The organism is Pseudomonas sp. MM213 (genome assembly GCF_020423045.1).
Taxonomy (GTDB): Bacteria; Pseudomonadota; Gammaproteobacteria; order Pseudomonadales; family Pseudomonadaceae; genus Aquipseudomonas; species Aquipseudomonas migulae.
On record NZ_CP081943.1, the window covers coordinates 1457939 to 1472823 of the forward strand.

Here is a 14885-nt window from a genome sequence, read left to right on the forward strand (position 1 = left end):
CCGCTATCGTTGCTCATTGCCGATACTTGACCTCAAGCCAGCCCGACTTCCACCACGCCGCCGTTAAGCCGCACCGGCCAGACCCGCAAACGTTGCTGCGGGTACTCCAGGCAACTGCCGTCCTCAAGACGGAAATGCTGTTTGTAGATCGGTGAAGCAACCACGAGATCACCCTTGATGCTGCCGACCAACCCGCGCCCGATGACGTTCGCCCCGGATTGCGGGTCATGGTTGTCGATGGCGTAGAGGCTTCTGCCCTCCGCGCCCGGCAGGTAGAACAGCGCCACTTGTGCGCCGTCGAGCCACACGACGACGCCGGAGTTAGAGACAAGGTCCTGCTGCTCGCACACGGTTTGCCAGACATCGCTGTCGGCCAGGGAATCGATGCGTTGGGTAGTGGACTGGCTCATCAGGCAATCTCCTCGGTGACAGGGATCAGGTTGAGTTCGGCGGCCATGATCGGGCGCCGTTGGCCGCGTTCCTGGACAAAATGGATGTCCGGGTCCGGGCGTTTATCGTTGACGAAGGTCCGGAAGCGCTTGAGTTTTTCCGGGTCTTTGAGGGCGTTGGCCCACTCGCATTCGTAGCGGTCGACCACCAGTTGCATCTGCGATTCGAGCTCGGCGCCGAGCCCGAGGCTGTCGTTGATGATCACCTCTTTGAGGAAGTCGAGGCCGCCCTCCAGGCTTTCGCGCCACACCGAGGTGCGTTGCAGTTTGTCGGCGGTGCGGATGTAGAACATCAGGAAACGGTCGATGTAGCGGATCAGCGTGGCATCGTCCAGGTCAGTGGCGAACAGCTCGGCGTGGCGCGGGCGCATGCCGCCGTTACCGGCGATGTAGAGGTTCCAGCCCTTCTCGGTGGCGATCACGCCGACGTCTTTGCTCTGGGCTTCGGCGCACTCACGGGTGCAACCGGACACTGCGAACTTGAGCTTGTGCGGCGAGCGCAATCCCTTGTAGCGGTCCTCGATGGTCAGGGCCATTTGCACGCTGTCCTGCACGCCATAACGGCACCAGGTGCTGCCGACGCACGACTTCACCGTCCGGGTCGATTTGCCGTAGGCGTGCCCGGTTTCGAAACCGGCTTCGATCAGCTCGGCCCAGATGTCCGGCAATTCATGCAACTGCGCGCCGAACAGGTCGATCCGCTGACCGCCGGTGATTTTGGTGTAGAGGTCGTATTTTTTCGCCACGACACCGATCGCGATCAGTTTGTCGGCGGTGATTTCGCCGCCGGGAATGCGCGGCACCACCGAATAGGTGCCGTTTTTCTGCATGTTGGCCATGAAGGTGTCGTTGGTGTCCTGCAACGGCACCAGCGATGCGTCCATGATCGGCTGGTTCCAGCACGACGCGAGAATCGAGCCCACGGCCGGTTTGCAGACGTCGCAACCGGTGTGGCCGCGGCCGTGTTTGGCCAGCAGTTCTTCGAAGGTGATGACCCCTTCTACGCGGACCAGCGCATACAGTTCCTGACGGGTATAGGCAAAGTGTTCGCACAGGCTTTTGTCGACGCTGACGCCCCGGGCGATCAACTCATGTTCGAACACTTGCTTGAGCAGACCGGCGCAACCGCCGCAGCCGGTGCAGGCTTTGGTCTGAGACTTGAGCAGGCCCAGGTCGGTGCAGCCGCCATCGATGGCCGAGCAGATGGAACCCTTGGTGACGTTGTGGCACGAGCAGACCGTGGCCGATTCGGGCAACGCGCCCGGGCCCAGAGTCGGCGCGCCTTCGGATGACGGCAGGATCAGGCTGGCGGGTTCCCCCGGCAAGGCAATCGCGTTCTGCATGTATTGCAGCAGCGTGTCGTAATAGCTGTTGTCGCCAACCAGCACCGCGCCGATGACGTGCTTGCCCGAGGCATCCACCACCAGCCGTCGATAGCTGGCCGTGGTTTCGTCGATGAACTGATAACTGCGTGCGCCCGGCGTGTTGCCGTGGGCATCGCCGATGGAGCCGACGTCGACGCCCAGCAGTTTGAGTTTGGTCGACATGTCGGCGCCCAGAAACGGCTCGGCCGTGTCGTTGCACAGACGTGCCGCCACACCGCGCGCCATCTGGTAGCCCGGCGCGACCAAGCCGAACAGGCCGCCGTTCCAGGAGGCGCATTCGCCGATGGCGTAAATGTCCGGATCGCTGGTCAGGCATTCGTCATTGATCACTACGCCGCCGCGCGGACCGATCTCCAGCGCGCATTGCCGGGCCAGCGCATCTTGTGCACGGATGCCCGCCGAGAACACGATCAGGTCGGTTTCAAGAAACTCGTCGTTGGCGAAGTTCATGCGGTAGCGATATTCCTCGCCCGCGCTGATCGATTGAGTAGAGCGCGACAGGTGCACACCGACACCGAGTCTTTCGATCTGCGACTTGAGCGCAAGCCCACCCATTGTGTCCAGTTGCACCGGCATCAGGCGCGGGGCGAATTCCACCACATGCGCTTCCAGGCCGAGGCTTTTCAGGGCATTGGCGGCTTCAAGGCCCAGCAGGCCACCGCCGACCACGACGCCGCGTCGGGCATTGGCTGCTGCGGCACGGATCGCATCGAGGTCTTCAAGGGTTCGATACACCAGGCGCGAATCGCCTTCGGCACCTTCGACTGGCGGCACAAACGGGTAAGAGCCGGTGGCCAACACCAACTTGTCGTAAGGGATGCTGCCTTGCGCGGTAATCACCTGGCGACGGGTGCGGTCGATTTCCAGCACCGGCACACCCAAATGCAGGGTGACGCCCGGCGTCTGGTAAAGCGACGCATCGGACAGCGCCAACGATTCGGCATCACGCCCCGAGAAATACTCGGACAGATGCACGCGGTCGTAGGCACGCATCGGCTCCTCGCTGAAGACGTGCAGCCGATACTGGTCAAGCGCGCCCCGCTCAATCAACTGCTCGACGCAATGATGTCCGACCATGCCATTGCCGATCACGATCAGCGTTTGCACTTTGTTCAACGCGGCAACATTGGAATTCATAAGAAGCACCCGGCTAAAACGGTTCAAAAAGCAAAAAAAACGCCTGAAACCTTGCGGTTCCAGGCGTCTTTGCCTGTTCTTTTGCGGTGTTAGCACCAGACGTCTATGCCTGATCCACCGATGTTGCCCATGATTCGATCGTCGTTGACCGAGGGGGCTGCCCACTCGACTGCGTTTATGGTGGGTCTGTCCGGTGTATTGCAGTGTTTGTGCCAGATCGCGAAAACGCTGATTGCGCAGCGTTTTTCAGGCGCGAGCACCGAACAGGCTCCAGACTTTTGCCTTCGCATAGTGCAGACCGAGGCCTCACGGCTTTATAAAAGTGCATTCATGGGCATTACAGGTATTTGAGCCAGGCGATGTCGCGACGTCGGGCCTTCAGCCCGGAGAACCAACGGACCGGGCGATAAAGCGCAATGGCCAACAGGATTGCGGCGATCCATACCGCGCCTACCGAGTCGAAACCGAAGTACGTGCCCTGATTCAATCCGAACAGCGCTACCGCGATGAGATACAAAACCTTCAGTGCGTAAAGGTGCAACAGATAGAAGAACATCGGCGCTGATCCAAACACCGTCAAGGGACGCAACCATCGGCTCTTCTGCAAGTGCTCAAACCAGAGAAGCAGCAAGCATCCGAGGCTCAGGGTCAGCGCAATAAACAGCAGCGACGGCGGGTATTTGGTGATGTTGAAAAAACTCATCAGTGTTTGCACGGAGGTATCGCCAACACTCCATGGCTTCTCGCCATAGCCGTTGAGCAGCCGCAGTACGACGAAACCGGCCAGCCCCAAAACGCCACAGAGCAGCAACTTGCGCTGACGCCCCTGGGCCTGCGCCGCTCGCCCGAACCACGGGCCCATGGCGTAACCCAAGCCAATGACACCGATCCACGGCAGCACCGGATAGGACGTGCGCAGCCGAAACCCTTCGGACAGTTCGATCCAGCCGCGATCATGGAGAATCGCCCATGGCACGTGCATCACCGATTCGATCGGAAAATGCAGGCCGTCCAACACGTTGTGACCGGCGATGATCGCCAGGCTCAAGAGCAACAACACCGGACGCGGCAGCCAGACCATCACCGACAGGGCCAGCATGCTCAAGCCGATGGCCCAGATCACCTGCATGTAAATGACGGTCGGCGGAAACTGGAACGTCCAGGCGAAGTTCACGAGGGTGAACTCAAGCACCACCAGAAACAGCCCGCGCTTGAACAGGAAGCTGCAAACGTCGGCCTTGCCGGCGTACTTCTCACCGTACAGCCAGGCCGACAGACCGGTGAGCAGCACGAAGACCGGCGCGCACAAATGAGCGAGCGTGCGACTGAAAAACAGCGCCGGCTCGGTCGTGGTGATGTCCATCGGATCGGACACTTGCCGATGCAGGAAAAAGGTTTCGCGAACGTGATCGAGCAGCATGAACAGAATCACCATGCCCCTCAATGCATCGATGGAAAGAAGCCGGCCAACTGCCGTGCCGGTGGAGCGAGAAGGTGCAAGGGTCATGGATGTTTCACAACGCAAGGGGTGAATAAACGTGTCCCGCAGGACAGCCTGCCGGGCACCTTATATTGTTACCCTATAACATCTCAAAGCATTTTTTTAGTTTGTGCACATTTAGAAGGAAACCATGTAGGAGCGAGCCTGCTCGCGATGGTCGTTAACGAAAACGCGTGTTGCCTGGGTAAACGCAGCGTCCTTTAAACCATCGCGAGCAGGCTCGCTCCTACAGTGTTAATGTTGAAATGTTTTGTTTCATTAATCAGACACCTGCAAAGGAATGCCTTCAACAATGGACTTCTCACTCAAGCACCTGGCCGCGACAACGTTGATGCTGGCCAGTCTTTCGTCATTCACCACAGCAGCGCACGCCAACATTACCCCGCAGCAAGGCGCGGCCATCCTCAAGACGTTCAGTGACGCATCGATCACGGATTTCAGGCAGTTCCTGACAAGCGTGGCCAAGAGCGACCTGGCCAAAACCGACGACCTCGGCACGGCAATCTCTGCCTTCCTCGACAACAAGAGCCTTTCCGCCGACCAGCAGAACGAAATCCATCGCCTGCTCGGCCTCTATGCGCGGGTGAAATACGGCAGCGCCGCCACCGAGACGCTGCGTGAACTGGTGGCCATCCCGACCTTCCGCGTGGACGGCGTTGCCCAGCACGACAACCCTGAATTCATCAAGATCGCCGACAAGATCAAGAGCCTGGCCCAGGCCTTCAACCTGACCTTTCGCAACGTCGACAACCGCGTCTATGAAATCTCCCTCGAAGGGAGCGGCGATGAAGTGGTGGGCATTCACGCCCACGCCGACGTGGTGCCCGTGACACCGGAAAACTGGGTCCTGAAAGACGGCACCCGCCTCGATCCGTTCAAGGTCACCCTGATTGGCGATCGCATGTATGGCCGTGGCACTGAAGATGACAAAAACGGCATCGTGGTGGCGCTATACGCCATGAAAGTCATCAAGGAAGAAAAGCTGCCGCTGGCGAGGAATTTCAAGTTGCTGGTGGACACCACCGAGGAAACCAGCGGCGACGCCATCCCTTATTACTTCGAACACAACCCCACACCTAACTACAACCTGGCGCTGGATGGCGGCTACCCGGTGGTGATCGCCGAGAAAGGCTACGGCACCGTCATGGCCAACTTCCCCAAGCGCAAGGCTGACGGCAAGGGCGCTGAAATCGTCTCGATGACTGGCGGCCTGGCCACCAACCAGATTCCGTCGGCGTCGGTCGCCACCCTGCTGAGTGACAAACCCGCCGAGCTGGCCGCCAGCCTGCAAAAGGCCGGCACCGAGTACGCCAAGCGCAATGGCGGCGACTTCGAGATGACGGCCAAGGTCGTCGGCAAAGACGTCACGCTGACAGTCACCGGCGTTTCCGCCCACTCCTCCGAGCCCGAGTCCGGAACCAACCCGGTGGCGAGAATGCTGGTGTTCATCAACAGCCTCGACGGCAAGGTCGCCCTCAAGCACAACCACATCACCGACGCGGCCCGCTACGCTGCCGACAACTGGGGGCTCGATTATCTGGGAGGCAAATTGGCGGTCGGTTTTTCCGATGCGTTCATGGGGCCGTTGACCACCTCCCTGACCTTTGTCGGGATGGATGAAAACACCTTCAAACTCGCGGTCAACCTGCGCGTACCGAAGGGCAAGTCCCCGGAAGTGCTCAAACGCGAAATCGCCGACAAGCTGGACGCCTGGAGCAAGAAATCCCGGGTTGCGGTGGCCTTCGATTACTCGATCGCCGAACCGATGTACCGCAATCCCGAGGGTGAATGGGTCAAGGCGCTTCTCGCCGTGGCCAGCGAAAACCTGGGCATGGAACACAAGTTCGGCACCTCGGCCGGCGCCACTTCGGTCCATGAACTGCCCAACGGCGTGCAGTTCGGCCTGGCCCGGCCCGAAGTCAAATACACCGGCCACACCGACAACGAGTTCAAGACTGTCGACCAGTTCCTGTTGGACTTGCAGATCGTGACCGAGATGTTCGGGCGCATCGGCCAGTTGCCAAAACTCTAAGCCCTCCCCTTCGGACCCGCTGCTCTGGCGGGTCCGACGCTTACAACGTCCTGACCCACTTTCCTGTAGCAGTCTTTTCACGCCTTGCCATCAGCGTTGCTTCCAGAGCAACGATCTCTGAATAAAGTTGCTCTTGCTGCCATTGGTCAATGGAGCGAGCATCGCTCTCGACACCGGAGCGGCTGCGAGCGCCACATCCTGCCGGCTGTCTTACCTCCCCCGCACGCGCACAAGCCCCGACAGAGGGCCTACGGGAGAGTCATGTCTAATAAAAACAAGAGTTAAATTATGACCAGAGACAAAGGCAAACTGTGTGTACTGCTGTTTACCGGGGCTGGCGCCAACCTTGCCCAGGCCGCCGACAGCGGATTCGTCGAACAGTCCACCGCTACCCTGCAAACCCGAAACTATTTTTTCAGCAGAGACTTCTCCGATATCCGAGGCTCGGAAAAATCGATGGCTCAGGAATGGGCCCAAGGGTTCATCCTCAACTTCAAATCCGGCTACACACCCGGGCCGGTAGGATTCGGCCTGGATGCCATCGGCAAATTCGGCATCAAGCTCGACAGCAGCCCGGACCGGGTCAACTCGGGGTTGTTACCGGTCAAGGACGATGGCCATGCCGCGGACAATTATGGTCGCCTCGGGTTGGCGGCGAAGATGCGCGTTTCCAAAACCGAGCTGAAGGTCGGTGAACTGCAACCCAACCTGCCGACACTGGTCTTCAGCGACATCCGCTTGCTGCCCCCGGCCTATCAGGGTGCGAGCATTACCAGCAGTGAAATCCCCGGCCTGACGCTGCAAGCCGGACATTTGACCTCCACGACCCTGCGCAATGAAGCCGGCGAGAGCAAACTCCAGGCGTTGCTGGGCAACAAGCCGCAACGGCAAGTGTCGAGTGATGCCTTCAACTACGTGGGCGGCGATTACGCGTTCAACAGTAACCGCACCACCGTGAGTGCCTGGCATTCCCGACTGGAAGATATCTACGAGCAAAACTTCTTCGGTTTGAAACACAGTGTGCCGGTGGGCAGTTGGGTGCTGGGCGCCAATCTTGGTTACTACGACGCTCAGGAAGAAGGTCGCAAACTGGTAGGCAAGGTCGACAACCAGTCCTTCTTCTCGTTGCTATCGGCCAAGCTCGGTGGTCATACGTTCTATGCCGGTTACCAGGGCATGTACGGCGACAGCCCCTTTCCTCGCGTGTTTCTCAATGTCAGCGCCCTTGGCAACGAACTGCCGACCTACGAGTTCGTCTCCACCCATGAGCGCTCCTTTCAACTGCGCTATGACTATGACTTCGCGGCCCTCGGTGTGCCTGGCCTGCTAGCCAGCACACGTTATGTCACCGGCGACAACGTGAAGACGGGGATGGGCTATGAAGGCAAAGATCGGGAGCGTGACCTCGACCTCAGTTACACCTTCCAGGCAGCCCCCTTGAAAGGCCTCGGCGTGCGAGTGCGCAATGCGGTGGCACGCTCCAACTACCGCACGGATATCAACGAGAACCGACTGATCATCAGTTACACGTGGACGCTGTTCTGATTTCTAAAAACAAGTGTGGGGGCGAATCACTTCGCCCCCACAGGTTTTACTGTTACCCGGCCTTCAACTGACTTCCACGGTCATCTCGATTTCGACACAGGCACCCAACGGAATCTGTGCCACACCGAATGCCGAGCGCGCGTGCTTTCCCTTATCCCCAAACACCTCGGCCAGCAGCTCCGAGGCGCCGTTCGTGACCAGATGCTGCTCGGTGAAACCGGACGTTGAATTCACCAGGCTCAGCACTTTGACAATCCGCGTGACCCGATTCAGATCGCCAAGATGAGCCTGCAACGTCGCCAACAAATCGATGGCGGTCAAACGTGCGGCCACATAGCCCTCCTCTGTCGTCAGCGTTTCGCCCAGCTTTCCTGCCCAGACTTTACCGTCTTGCTTCGCGATATGGCCGGACAGGTAAACGACATTGCCACTCTGCGCACTCATTACATAGGCTGCTGCGGGGGCTCCGGTGGTGGGCAACTCGATACCGAGGACTTTCAGGCGGGTATAAACATCATGTTCAATCATGGGTTTTCCTCGAATAGAACGTGCCAACGCCCGGAACTTCCGGGCGCTGGGCAAGTTGAAAAACGGTTGATCCGGTCGTTTAGCCGGGTATCGATTCGCGGCTGAAGGCGTCGACTTCCTGCACCAGGCTCTGCGCTGCCAACATCACCAGAGCACGGCCCTTATCAGGGGTGGCCAGGGACGGATCCGAGCCCATGCGGCCATCCGGATGGCGTGCGCGGAAATCCAGTGCTTCGCGAATCGGCCCCCACGGCGCGATCTGCGGCGAGTACCCGGCGGTTTTGATGGAATCCGGGTAGGCCCATTGGGTCACGGCAATCTCGGACGGCGTGGCATGAATGCCGTGCCCCTCAGGAAACTGCTCCCGCGCCAACTCACCGATTCCCTCCAGATCCCACCAATTACACAACTTCAGCGCGAACCCCGCAGGGCGTCGAGCGAAGCTTGCTTCGGCATAGAGCTCCGAGAACGCCGCTTCAATCGATGCGACGTTGCCGCCGTGGCCATTGAGGAAGAGGATTCTTTCAAACCCGTGGGCGGCCAACGAACGCACCCAGTCGCCAATGGCCGCAATGAACGTCGAGGGGCGAAGTGAAATGGTCCCGGGGAATCCAAGATGGTGTTGGGCCATGCCGATGTTGAAAGTCGGCGCAATCAGGATGTCTGCCGACTTCTGCGCTTCGCATGCAATGATTTCGGGGCACATCCAGTCGGTCCCCAAAAGGCCGGTCGGACCGTGTTGTTCATTGGAGCCGATCGGGATCACGATGGTGCGGCTGCGTTCAAGGAATTGCCCGATCTCGGCCCAGGTCGATAGGTGTAAAAGCATGTGGGTTCTCTCTTTAAAAGGGTTCCTTTCGGAACCGACTGATCAAGTGGGAGGCGGTTGATCAACCCGCGCTGAATTCAGAAACCGGGCGCTCACGCGGTTGCCGTTTGGTGGCAAGGATCACGAACGCTGCACACAGGAAGACGCAGCCCACAACGACGATGCCGAGATTGGCGCTGCCGGTTGCCGTTTTTGCCCAGCCAATCACCGCAGGCCCCCAGAAGCCGCCGGAAAGACCGATGGTGTTGATCAAGGCGATGCCTCCCGCCGCCGCATCACCCTTGATGTGCTCGGAGGGCATCGCCCATAACACGGTGTAGGCCATGAACATCATGGCGGTCGCCACGGTCAGCAGAGCCAGCGACGCCATCAGGTTGCCGTCGGCAAAGGGATACATGAGCAACAGGATGGCGCCAATGCCCGCAGGGACTGCGCAGTGGTAGCGTCGTTCGCCGACCCGGTCGGACCGACGCCCTATCCAGTACATGCCGCATGCCGCCGCGACATAGGGAATTGCGGCATACCAACCCAGCTGCATGGTGTCGTTGACGCCCTGGGCCTTGAGGATTGCCGGCAGCCAGAAACTCATGGCGTAGATCGAGAAGATGATGCAGAAATAGGCTGACGCGAGAATGTAGATTTTCGGGTCGCGCAACACCGCCCGGAACGAATGGGCTCGCCCCGACGATGTACCGAGTTCACTCTCCAGCAGTGTCCTTTCTTCAACACTCAGCCATCGGGCCTCCGAGGGCCGGTTGGAGAGTACGAAATAGGTCAGGATGCCGAGGAACACGCAAGGCAGACCTTCAATCAAAAACATCCATTGCCAGCCGGCCAGGCCACCAACACCTTCGAACGTGGTGATCAGCCAGGCAGACAGCGGACCACCGATAATGCCGCCAATGGGACCGGCAATAAACACGATCGCAATGGCCCGCGCCATGCGCTTCGGGCCGTACCAGCAAGACAGGTAATAGATCATGCCGGGGGCAAAACCGGCTTCGAATACACCCAGCAGAAAACGCATCGCATAAAACATCGGCACGTTGCGCACAAAGAGCATGCAGGCCGATGTGATGCCCCAACACACCAGAATGCGGCTGAAGGTTTTTCGCGCCCCCACCTTCGGCAACATCAGGTTGCTCGGCAACTCAAACAGCACGTACCCCAGAAAGAAAATACCGGCGCCCGCTCCGTAGGCCGCATCGGACAGTCCGAGATCATTTTGCATCTGCAGCTTGGCGAAGCCGACGTTGATCCGGTCCAGATACGCAAAGACGTAGCAAATGAACAGGAGTGGCAACAGCCGCCAATTGAGCTTGCGGTAAAGGGCAGAAACGGCATCACTGCTTGCCGGTGTCAGTAAGGTTGACATGCGAGTCTCCAATTATTCTTGTTGGTCTGCGTTCGTGCCAAAGAATGTTGCACCGGCACCGCAGGCCCAGCAAGAGCAACTAAGTTCGTGTATCGTTGCCCTGCAGGCAACACAAACTTTCTGGCGGGAGGGCCCGGGATGCGCGAGATCAACCAACAACGGCTGCGGTATTTTCATGAAGTGCTGGTCCACGGCTCGATTCGTGGCGCGGCGGACAGCATCAATACGTCGCCCTCCGTTATCACGCGCCAGATCAAGCTGCTGGAAGAGGAACTGGGCGCAAAACTGTTCGAGCGCCAGGCTCGCGGCGTGCAACCCACCGAGGCAGCGGCGCACTTGCTGGAGTTCTGGCGCGGTTATCGATCACACCAGGAGAAACTCGAAGACCAGCTTCAAGCGATCAAGGGCCTGCAGCAAGGTCAGGTGCGAGTCGTCATCAGTGAGGGCTATGTCGATGCCTTGGTCGACAACGTGCTCGCCCCCTTCTGCAAACAGTACCCCAAGCTCGATGTCAGGCTGGACATTCTTCCCGTCGACGACGTGCTGAACGAAGTCGCCGAAAACCGTGCGCACATCGGCCTTGCCTACAATCCGCCGCCGCATTCGCAAATCGATTACCGCGCGACGTCATCGCAGCCAGTGATGCTGTTGGTTCGCCCCGATCATCCATTGGCAGTGCGAGGGGGAACGGCAACCGTCGAGGACATACTCACCTGCCGACTGGTGCTGACGCCCCCCACCTTCGGTATCGGGCATGCGATCAAGATGCTTGAGTACGCCGAGAAAATCGAAATCCGCCCGGCACTGGTCAGCAACTCTCTCGCGGCACTCAAGCGCCTGGTGGCCTCCGGAGATTTCACCTCGTTACTCGGCGAATTCGCTGCCTACCGGGAAATCGAACAAGGCAGCCTCGCGGCAGTACTGATCGACCATCCGCTGTTTCTGGGCGTGGAAGCGAAACTGCTGGTGAAGTCCGGCCGACCGCTGGCCGCGCCGGCTCAGGAGTTGCTGAACTGGATGTTGCAGCGCTTGCCGATGTTTGGGTCGGGTGACGGAATTAGATTGGTTTCTCGGTGATCTCAGCGTGGGTTGCTGATCGGCCAGAAGCGGACGACCTGAACTTACTCCGCTAATGGCAGTGAATTCTGACCATAGCGCCATGTCAGGCCTCCACCAGATCTATACCAGTATGCTTTGGGCGGGTCGAAACCATGGGACGCAGAGGACTCACCTACATCCTTGAATTATGACGGCCCTGTGCCATCATCCTCCTCACATCCAATCCGAACAGGGAAGGTCACGATGCGCATCTCCCATGCATCAGTGTTAGTCATAGGCGTCGCGACTCTCAGCGGCTGCGCTCTGTTTTCCCCCTACACACCGGTCGCAGAGCGATTCTGTACGGAACCGGAGCCTCTTCCAGGATCTGGCCGCGCAGAGTCATGTCACTTCAGCAAAACATTCGAGTTCAATGCTCAAAGCACCGCTTACTTTTCTTCAGGGTCTACGGTAGCTCTGGCTGGGGTGCTCGGTTTGGGGGCCTATAAGTCCATTGTTGCCAGCAGCGGCCATCAGTTTGTTGCACTGGCAGCTGGCGGTGGCGCACTTTATGGAACAGGTCTGGCGCTCTATAAACCTACCCGCGAACAAATATGGATGGGAGGTTCCGCAGCCCTTTCCTGCCTGGATAACTTCTACCGCGACCTCGACCCTGCTGTAGGAACCTACTATTTCAATAAACTGACAGCAGTTCAGAAACAAGCGATTGAAGTAGACTACTTAAGAGTTCTGGGCCTGACAGAGATGTACGATGATCAATACAAAGCAAACGTCCGGAGCTTGGCCAACTCCATAAACCGACTTATTAGCACGCTACAACCTACTGCTGCGGAGTCTTATTCAGCAGTCTCCGGCGCAATTGGAGATGCCACAGACGACATAGATAAAGGCCAATTTAAATCGAAATTAGCCCCTGACACCCAAGCGATCTCTGAGGATGCTAGAAGACTGAGCATATGGATGTCCGGCGCAATAAATCGCCACAAGGACATAACGGACAATCACTTGAAACCACAGTGCGCCATATTCAGCTCTGACTTCGTGATTGCGGACTTCCCTTCAGACGGGAAATTAACAATCAAAAAGGATACCAAGAAGCAATACACCATCCTTGATGGCTCTGGATTCTTCAACATCAAGAAGTCACCAGACTCGACAAATGTAGTCGCAAAATTTGTGTCAGAAAACAAAGTCAGACTGATTATTATCGAGGGAAAGGCGGTCACCACAGAACCGATCTTTGTCACATTCATAGACTCAGAAACGGGAATCTCACGAACTTTAGAGGTAACAGTTGAACAGTAACAATTTAACAAAATACCGAGCGCAAACAAAACCAAGTTTGCGCTTTGTACTACCCTAGCACCTCTTCCCTGGGCGTAGAGTAGTTAGCTAAAAAATTAATCGGGGACAGACCACAATTAAATCGAAGGAGCACCACTCCACTCTCATGAAAAGCGTGCCCCCCCATTTACCTCAACATTGTCGCCTGCCTCGTATTACTTCGAGCGTTTTTCTCACATCTAAGCAAGAGACATAAGCGAGTATGAAAGACTAAGGTTTCGGATCCCACTGTGAGCGCATTTGCAGTAATCCTGTAGGCATATCACCATAGTCAAACAATTCCTTGAACGTAGCCTGTGCAACAGCAAGGTCAGAACATACCGTACGTGCATCCCAGTCGTCGTCACCAAAGCGAACGAACCCTCGAAATGGCGAATCCCCCTCCTCCCACCACTCTAAAAGCTCCGTTTTAGGGTCAAGTGATTTCATCAATACGACCAATCTATATTGTCCCGGCAGAGACTTCATACATAGCTCATTTATAAAGGAATGGCTTTTCCCGAGCACCCTCAAGTAGACGAACCCACCATTCTTAAATGCATTTTCAAGTGCTACGCTAACTCTTTCCCAAGCTGGTGCTTCTGTGATTTGTGCAGGCGGGCGCATTGAGTTATCTAGCGCACATAACTCCAACACAACTTTTTCATCATTTTCGCAATCAATCATTCTTTCCACCCTGATCCGCGCACCCATTCGTAGACTCTACCTTTAACTGTATCAACGACCTTAAGGCCATTTAATCCGGCACGGTCGGCTGCTGCAGTCAGGTTACTTTTGCAGAAAGAACAAAAACTTCCTCCCCTCGCACCACAATCGTCATGGTTTGACCTCGTGTCAGGCCAGAATCAAAAAACTAATCGGGGACAGACCACGATTAAATCGAAGAAGAGCTACTTCATCCTCATGAAAACGTGATCTGCCCCCATTTAACTCGAAAGTTTATTCGACCTAAGAAAAAACATAATTTCTTCCTATTTTCTTTCATTTCGGCCAATCAAAATATGCTTTAGAAAATGTGGTCTATCCCAATTATCCATGGCATCACAAAAACGTGGTCTGTCCCCGTTTCCCCGCGTGGCTGAACTATGACAATTTGAGCACGATCATGTTTTACAATCGACACCATACGCACCGGAAGAACGACAATTGAGGCTTGCCACTCATCAGTATTGGCGTCACCTCCAAAGGAGTTAGCGTTTGCTGATGGGTCTATTTGTTTTTTTAATTAATCATGACTCTCAACGCCGGCAAGCACATTACAACCTAACACCTACCAAAGCTTTCTTGAATCATTGCATTTTTTAACTCTTACAAATTGACTTCCGTTACCACACCTGGTTCCGAGGGCATTTGAATAAAATTAATCCACGCCAGCAAAGCCACTTCAAACGACTCTATATCTAGCAGCTCGATATAATTTTCATCATAGAGGGAATATATTTTAACCTGCGCTTTTGTCAGCTCAGCGCCCCAAGCATCCCTACTCCAGTCTGCACAAGGTATGTTCGAACTCCTGACATTGCTTATCCGAGTCAAACCCTCTTTCAGCCACGGCGTAGTATCCAGAAAACAAATTCCGCCATCATCATTTAACAAGCAAGCGAGCAGGCTGACTCCATCTTCATTGAGGATGCTAGACCTGCAATATGGGGAAAGCCCACCACCTGAGTCTTCCCATGAGAAATATAGTTTCACTAAGCC

The 14885-nt window shown here is 56.8% G+C and carries 13 protein-coding genes; 4 read left to right on the forward strand and 9 right to left on the reverse strand.

Features of this window, described 5'->3' with window-relative positions; genetic code table 11:
• Positions 1–32: 32 nt before the first annotated feature.
• The 3 genes from nirD to K5R88_RS06550 all read right to left on the reverse strand — a co-directional run bounded on the left by nirD (position 33) and on the right by K5R88_RS06550 (position 4478).
• Positions 33–410 carry a nitrite reductase small subunit NirD gene (nirD, locus tag K5R88_RS06540; RefSeq protein ID WP_008029576.1) on the reverse strand — a complete coding sequence of 126 codons (378 nt, stop codon included), beginning with the start codon at positions 408–410 and terminating at the stop codon, positions 33–35.
• Positions 410–2971: a nitrite reductase large subunit NirB gene (nirB, locus tag K5R88_RS06545; protein WP_223435744.1), complete on the reverse strand. Its 2562-nt coding sequence runs from the start codon at positions 2969–2971 to the stop codon at positions 410–412. Before nirB ends, nirD begins: the two co-directional genes overlap by 1 nt.
• 337 nt (positions 2972–3308) lie before the next feature.
• Positions 3309–4478, reverse strand: a complete 1170-nt coding sequence (locus K5R88_RS06550) for a DUF1624 domain-containing protein (RefSeq protein WP_226299475.1) — start codon at positions 4476–4478, stop codon at positions 3309–3311.
• A gap of 286 nt (positions 4479–4764) precedes the next feature.
• On the opposite strand from K5R88_RS06550, the gene K5R88_RS06555 reads away from it, so the two are divergent.
• Positions 4765–6504: a dipeptidase gene (locus K5R88_RS06555; protein WP_226299476.1), complete on the forward strand. Its 1740-nt coding sequence runs from the start codon at positions 4765–4767 to the stop codon at positions 6502–6504.
• 288 nt (positions 6505–6792) lie between these two features.
• A complete protein-coding gene (locus K5R88_RS06560) occupies positions 6793–8049 on the forward strand; it encodes an OprD family porin (protein WP_192227021.1) in 1257 nt (418 codons plus the stop codon).
• Positions 8050–8112: 63 nt separating this feature from the next.
• Here the strand turns inward: K5R88_RS06560 and K5R88_RS06565 are convergent, their stop codons facing one another.
• The 3 genes from K5R88_RS06565 to K5R88_RS06575 all read right to left on the reverse strand — a co-directional run bounded on the left by K5R88_RS06565 (position 8113) and on the right by K5R88_RS06575 (position 10781).
• Entirely contained in the window at positions 8113–8577 is a 465-nt protein-coding gene (locus K5R88_RS06565; protein ID WP_226299477.1) for a RidA family protein, read from the reverse strand.
• Positions 8578–8656: 79 nt separating this feature from the next.
• Positions 8657–9406, reverse strand: coding sequence for a creatininase family protein (locus K5R88_RS06570; protein WP_226299478.1), 750 nt, complete (start codon positions 9404–9406; stop codon positions 8657–8659).
• A 61-nt stretch (positions 9407–9467) separates the two neighbouring features.
• Complete coding sequence (locus K5R88_RS06575) at positions 9468–10781, reverse strand: MFS transporter (protein ID WP_226300239.1); 1314 nt, start codon at positions 10779–10781, stop codon at positions 9468–9470.
• Between the two features lie 138 nt (positions 10782–10919).
• Here K5R88_RS06575 and K5R88_RS06580 point away from each other — a divergent pair, with 138 nt between their 5' ends.
• Both K5R88_RS06580 and K5R88_RS06585 read left to right on the forward strand, forming a co-directional pair.
• A complete protein-coding gene (locus K5R88_RS06580) occupies positions 10920–11858 on the forward strand; it encodes a LysR family transcriptional regulator (RefSeq protein ID WP_226299479.1) in 939 nt (312 codons plus the stop codon).
• Positions 11859–12083: 225 nt separating this feature from the next.
• Positions 12084–13145, forward strand: a complete 1062-nt coding sequence (locus tag K5R88_RS06585) for a hypothetical protein (protein WP_223449910.1) — start codon at positions 12084–12086, stop codon at positions 13143–13145.
• A gap of 249 nt (positions 13146–13394) precedes the next feature.
• Here K5R88_RS06585 and K5R88_RS06590 read toward each other — a convergent pair whose 3' ends face one another.
• The 3 genes from K5R88_RS06590 to K5R88_RS06595 all read right to left on the reverse strand — a co-directional run bounded on the left by K5R88_RS06590 (position 13395) and on the right by K5R88_RS06595 (position 14879).
• Positions 13395–13850, reverse strand: a complete 456-nt coding sequence (locus K5R88_RS06590) for a DUF6911 family protein (RefSeq protein ID WP_226299480.1) — start codon at positions 13848–13850, stop codon at positions 13395–13397.
• Complete coding sequence (locus K5R88_RS30845; protein WP_442963909.1) at positions 13847–13951, reverse strand: hypothetical protein; 105 nt, start codon at positions 13949–13951, stop codon at positions 13847–13849. Before K5R88_RS30845 ends, K5R88_RS06590 begins: the two co-directional genes overlap by 4 nt.
• A 541-nt stretch (positions 13952–14492) precedes the next feature.
• Complete coding sequence (locus tag K5R88_RS06595) at positions 14493–14879, reverse strand: DUF5376 domain-containing protein (RefSeq protein WP_223449908.1); 387 nt, start codon at positions 14877–14879, stop codon at positions 14493–14495.
• Positions 14880–14885 lie beyond the last annotated feature (6 nt).